The 597-nt window shown below is 64.2% G+C and carries 1 protein-coding gene; it reads right to left on the reverse strand.

The window, feature by feature from the left end; genetic code table 11:
- Positions 1 to 11 precede the first annotated feature (11 nt).
- Positions 12 to 597 (reverse strand): hypothetical protein (locus U9980_RS20585; protein ID WP_322769418.1); only part of this gene is annotated, 586 nt, incomplete at its 5' end.

The following is a 597-nucleotide window of genomic DNA, read 5'->3' on the forward strand; positions in this document are numbered from 1 at the left end:
TTTGGCCGGCTTCAGTCGTTCGGCCCGGCGAGGCCTGGACGGATTGCCGCCCGGGCCTCGGCGTGGCTCATCCCCAACTGGTTCATACCGATGCGAGCGCAGTCGTCGTAGCGGCCGAGAATAATACTGTGCCGGCCCGGGCGCCCCGGAACGGCGCAGGTTTCGCCGGTATCCTCCGCACCGATCAGACGGAATATCTTCAGCATCTTTGGGAGGCAGTAGGCGATGTAACGCCGGTGGTGGGTGTACTCCAGCAGCCACATCGAGCCTAAGGCAAGCACCATGAGCGAATAGCGCACGGACTGGGGCGAGCGTGCCGCGGCCATCCGGCCGACCTCGGAGTCCGAACCCCAGTCGGGCAGGTTCGGCGAGACCCCGAGTATGTCCGAACTGTCGGACGGATACGGTTGTGAACGTGCGGTGGCAACGGGGGCGCCATCGCGCAGCAGGAGCATGACATAGCTGTTCGCGTCGCGGTGGTGTTCCAGACCATCGCTGAACATGACGCTGCGTCGATCGCGGAAGACCTCGTTCCGAAAATTGCGGGCGAGTTGCAGCTCGCTGTCGGAGCTGGCGCGGATCAGCAGAATACCATCC

Origin of the sequence: Protofrankia sp. Cr1 (assembly GCF_963555865.1) — a bacterium.
In the GTDB taxonomy this organism is placed as follows: domain Bacteria; phylum Actinomycetota; class Actinomycetes; order Frankiales; family Frankiaceae; genus Protofrankia.